The sequence below is a fragment of the Brevundimonas pishanensis genome, from assembly GCF_022750635.1.
Taxonomy (GTDB): Bacteria; Pseudomonadota; Alphaproteobacteria; order Caulobacterales; family Caulobacteraceae; genus Brevundimonas; species Brevundimonas pishanensis.
In genome coordinates this window covers 1-4,719 of the sequence record NZ_JAJKBG010000013.1, presented here as the reverse complement: position 1 = coordinate 4,719, position 4,719 = coordinate 1, and the positions used below count along the sequence as shown (strand labels likewise).

Sequence of the window (4,719 nt, the reverse complement as noted above, 5' to 3'; positions counted from 1 at the left end):
CTCGTCAGGCTCATAACCTGAAGGTCGTAGGTTCAAATCCTACTCCCGCACCCAACATTATCACTGACCGTATGACATTCGTCTGCGGTCAGTTTTCGTTTGAGGCATGTGCGCTAAATCGCGAGCTTCATGCTAGGCGCGCACGAACGTGGTCTACCCACTTGTCGTACCAATACCAGTCGCCAGGGCGTAGTTCGACGCCAAACGCGTGAGCTGGATTTTTAGCGTCGGCTTCCTTCCACATAAGCGGGTGGCGATGAAGGCTGAAGTCTGCATGCCCTTCTTCTTGCATTAGGCGGACAATGTCTGTTGGTTTGTACTTCGTTCGCTCCGCTTCTTTTAGAAGGACCCTTGCTACTTCTAGGCCTTCCGCCGAGTCAGGGCGGATAAACTCGATGACTTGATCTGCTTTGCCTCGGCTGTTTACCGAACGCTCAACATACGCGACGCGGTAGGCGTACTTAGGATCTTTGATTACCTCGTCGGGAAGGTCATTCTCAAAGGCCAGATGCGCAGATAATAGGTTCGGTGGAAGATCGAGTTCCCTTAAGAGTTGATCCCTTTGGGTACGCTGTATCCCCGAAAATTGCAGAGCGACCCCCAACTCCCTGTCCAATCCATATTCCGTCCCGAACAAAGTCTTGATGGCGGTATTGAAGTCGAGGCTGCAAGCTTGAAGCTTCGAACTGATCGTGTCGTCGATCCGTTTGGTCATTTGATGTTCAATCTCATGACGGATTTCGATTAGAAATCTGAGATTGGCTTTGGTCACGTCATCAATAGGGCAGGTGGCATGGTTTAGACACGCTTCTAACTCCCAGTGTTTGTCTGCTCCGTGTTTGGTGCGAAGTGGTTCACCTTCACGATTCTTATGCCGGTAATCCGTGCCTGAACGTTTATAAAATGCGTGAAGCAGGTACGTCCAAGCGATCACCGCTGTCACAATATATATTTCAGATTTGAAGAGGGCTCTGGGGTTGTTGAACCCTTGAACGGCTTGAAGCATGGCTTCTCTGGCCTTGATCAGAAGTTCATCACCAATGACGTGGAGGCCGCAGCCATCAACATTAGGCCATGCTTGGAGGAACTGGATTAGTTCAGTGTTGGTAGCGGGCTGCACATTTGCATGGGTTCTTCCATCACGAATGTCTTTGATGCGGGCATGATTGATAGAGCGAGTAGGGCGCGTGAAATACGCGAGAATATCTTGATCGTTCTTTCGTGGAGGTGTGGCTATCATCGCTTTCACGATAGCCACTTCCCACTTCTCTAGCCGGTTATTCGGATTGCGAGCCATAAGTTAGCGTAACGCTGTATGGCAAAGCTGGCTATAAAGCTGGTCTCGAATTACGTGCAATTAATTGCAGCTACCGCTGACGAGGGCATCAGAACAGCAGGCTGCTTTTTCCTAATCGTAAGCACAGACCTGAGTTCGAATGGAATTCTAATATCAGTAGTGCCGGTCCCAATCCTACTCCCGCACCCAAAAAAGCCCCGCCTAAACAGCGGGTCTTTTTGCTGTCTCACCCTCAGCTAAAGGTCGTGCCGGCACGTTGTGTGGCGAAAAATGCTGACATCACCATCAATAGTATTGGTATGGCTAAGCTTAAACTGATAGCGACGTTACGCATCAGCTTAAATCGAGGGCACACGTCCCTTTGTCGGGTATCCTCCGGGGGATACACTGCATGACTGAACAATCTTCCCGCGCTTTGGCGTGGCGTAGCCGACTTATGCTGGGTGCTGCATTCGGGGGTGCCCTCGCTGCAGCATCTGTTGTGGCGAAAGACGCCACTGCCCAGGACAGGGTAGTCGAAGGACCGGGGTCGGTTATCAGCAGCGATACCGTTGTATCTGGCCAATTGACCGTCGGTGAAGCTGCGACCGGTACACTCACAGTCACTTCGGGCGCGACGCTCGAGAGCCAGACAACCATGATCGGCTCGAATACAGGATCGTCTGGCGAGATAACCGTAACGGGTGAAGGGTCCGAGCTTCTGTCCGCCAGTGATTTGGTCGTCGGCAACGCGGGAAGAGGCACGCTCAATATCAACGCCGGCGGATACACCCGCGCGATTGACGCTGTGGTGGGTCGATCGGCTGGCGGGACAGGGGCGATTAAGGTTTCTGGCGCTGACAGCCGTTTCGCCAGCGTCACGCTGAATGTCGGTGGCGCGGGTTCCGGCCAAGTGGAAGTTCTCGCGGGCGGTCGGGTCTCGACAGAGACCGCCTATATCGGTGCAAATGCATCCGGGGTCGGCGTGGTCACGATATCCGGAGCAGGATCCAGCTGGCAAAGTTCGGGTCTGTTCCAAGTCGGTGGCGAAGGCACCGGCACACTGAACATCCTCAATGGCGGTCAAGTGACTGCCGCAGGCTCTCGGATCGACAGCGGCGGTAGAGCGCTGGTCTCCGGGCAAGGGGCGCTGTGGCAATCCAACTATGAGATCAAGGTTGATGGTCGCCTTGATATCGAGAACGGCGGGGTCGTAACCGCAGACTATACTCGTATGTCTGCGGACATAAATATTTCGGGCGCAGGGTCTGAGTTCAGACTGGCAAACAATCTGGATGTCGGGCGAGGGTCGTCCGCAACGCTGACTATCACGAACGGCGGTAAGGCTATCGTTGGTAACGCAACCATTGGCTACCTCGTAAGCGGGACGGGCAGGGTGAACGTTTCGGGAGCTGGCTCCGCATTCGAAGTCACGGGACCCAGCGTAAGCATCGCGGCAAATGGCTCAGGTGTTGTGCGTTTGTCTGATGGCGGTCTTCTGAGGATCGGTCAGGGCACGGGCACGATGAACTTTGGCCTCAATCCACACGATAGGGGTAGCCTGATTATCGGTGCCGAGATAGGCAATGAGGCTGCCAAGGCGGGCCGCGTCGAAGTAGGCACACTGAATTTCAGGCATTCCCAAGCCTTGGTGGTGTTCAACCATACCGATACCGATTTTGTTTTGTCTTCCAGAATGACCGGAAACGGCACCCTGCGTCAGGTTTCGGGCACCACCAGCCTACAGGCGACAGCAGCGGTTTCACAGGCACGTTGTATGTGACTGGTGGCAATCTCAACGTTGGCGGCGTCCTCGGCGGCGCGACCAACGTCACGGGCGGCATCCTGGCGGGATCTGGGCGAATCGGGAATCTGGTGCTCGGAGCCGGGGGAATCCTCGCGCCGGGCAATTCCGTCGGCACTCTGACCGTCTCCGGAAATGCTGTTTTTGAAACAGGTTCGACCTATCGCGTCGAGGTCGATCCTGCGGGTACGGCGGCCGACCTCTTGGCCGTGACGGGAACGCTCACCATCAATGGCGGCGCGGTTCAACACGTCGGTCCGGCCTCGGGCTATAGCGGCATCGGCCGTTACCAGATCATCACCGCTGCCGGCGGGATATCGGGAGCGGGGTTTGACAACGTTGGCACCGACTTTGCCTTTTTGAATGCCGACCTGGAGTACGACAGCACGTCCGTCTATCTGACGCTCGAGCGTAACGCAGTCCCATTCCCCGCAGTTGGCGTAACCCCGAATCAACGCTCCACCGCACTGGCGGCGGAAAATACAGGCGTGGACGCCCCCCTATAAGGCCATCCTGCCTTTGGATGAGGATGAGGCCCGCAAAGCCTTCGATGCGCTTTCAGGTGAAGGTCATGGCTCGATCCGGACGGCCCTTATCGAGCAGGCGCAGGACGTGCGAACCCTCGCTGGTCAGCGCGCGCGCCTCATCGACCGCTCGGAGAGAGGCGTTCAGTTCTGGGGCGCTGCGCGAGGGCAGCGTGGCGAGCACGCTACGGACGGTAACGCTGCCTCCCTGGACTATGAAAGCGTTGGAGGTTGGATCGGCGTAGACGCAGTAACGGCATCCAGCTTGACCTTTGGCATTGCTGGCGGAAGTGACCGCGCCGATTATCGCATTGGCGATCGCGCGACATCGGGCACGGGAGATAGCTATGGGCTGAGCGTGTACGGCTCCGGTCTATGGGGTGGCTTTGGCGTGTCCGTCGGGGCTGCTGGAAGCTGGGAAGAGATCAAGACAAGACGCTCAGCGGCGTTCCAGGATTTTGCCGAGCAGCTTCAAGGACAGTACGACGCCCGTACGACTCAGTACTTTGCCGAAGCACGCTACCGACTGTCTCTTGGCGAGAATTATGTCGAGCCCTTCGCCACGATTGCTCGCGTGCAGAGCAAAACAGATGCGTTTGGTGAGTGGGGCGGCTCGGCAGCCCTGAACGTCGACTCCAGCACACAGGAAGTGAGCTTCCTTACACTCGGGGTTGGCGGGCAGCGGGTTGTCGAACTTCGCGACGGAGCGCGCGCGGTACTGGAGGGGCGACTGGGCTGGCGTGGTGCCTCCGGTGATCTGGACAGCGTTAATAACCACCAATTTGGTGTTGGCCGTGAGTTTGCCGTTCTGGGCACTGGCATCGAAGATAGTGTGTTGGTTGCCGAGATAAATGGAACGGCGCGGCTGACGTCTCGCGCGTCAGCTTTCGCGGGTTGGTCTGCGCAGGTTGGGGATCGGCTGGAGACGCACGGATTGACGGCAGGAATCCGATTCCAGTTCTGACGGAATAGGAACATCGCTCCCTTCGGCTAGGCTTGGATGCTGGTCCCTATTGGGGCGTCATCCAAGCTGCAGCAGGGCTAGCGAGAGCCTTAATACCGATTCAGGTCGGCCGATTCCGGTTCTGTCGAAAGTTTGTGGGATGGGCAAAGAA

The 4,719-nt window shown here is 56.6% G+C and carries 4 protein-coding genes; 3 read left to right on the top strand and 1 reads right to left on the bottom strand.

All coding sequences use genetic code 11. The features are described from left to right. Positions 1–127: 127 nt before the first annotated feature. Positions 128–1,258 (bottom strand): DUF3644 domain-containing protein, encoded by a 1,131-nt coding sequence (locus tag LOX95_RS14155; RefSeq protein WP_242915701.1) that lies wholly within the window; start codon positions 1,256–1,258, stop codon positions 128–130. Between the two features lie 430 nt (positions 1,259–1,688). Between LOX95_RS14155 and LOX95_RS14150 the strand changes: the two genes are divergently transcribed. From LOX95_RS14150 to LOX95_RS14140, 3 genes are read left to right on the top strand one after another with little or no spacing between them, the layout of a single operon-like run. Next, positions 1,689–3,059: a hypothetical protein gene (locus LOX95_RS14150; RefSeq protein WP_242915699.1), complete on the top strand. Its 1,371-nt coding sequence runs from the start codon at positions 1,689–1,691 to the stop codon at positions 3,057–3,059. After that, positions 3,056–3,586: an autotransporter outer membrane beta-barrel domain-containing protein gene (locus LOX95_RS14145; RefSeq protein ID WP_242915697.1), complete on the top strand. Its 531-nt coding sequence runs from the start codon at positions 3,056–3,058 to the stop codon at positions 3,584–3,586. The genes LOX95_RS14150 and LOX95_RS14145 overlap by 4 nt, the downstream gene beginning before the upstream one ends. Before the next feature lie 13 nt (positions 3,587–3,599). Continuing rightward, positions 3,600–4,568 carry an autotransporter outer membrane beta-barrel domain-containing protein gene (locus LOX95_RS14140; protein ID WP_242915695.1) on the top strand — a complete coding sequence of 323 codons (969 nt, stop codon included), beginning with the start codon at positions 3,600–3,602 and terminating at the stop codon, positions 4,566–4,568. Positions 4,569–4,719 lie beyond the last annotated feature (151 nt).

Coding starts and splice junctions, on each gene's coding strand:
- LOX95_RS14150 (WP_242915699.1), top strand. CDS start 1,689: ATGACTGAACAATCTTCCCGCGCTTTGGCGTGGCGTAGCCGACTTATG.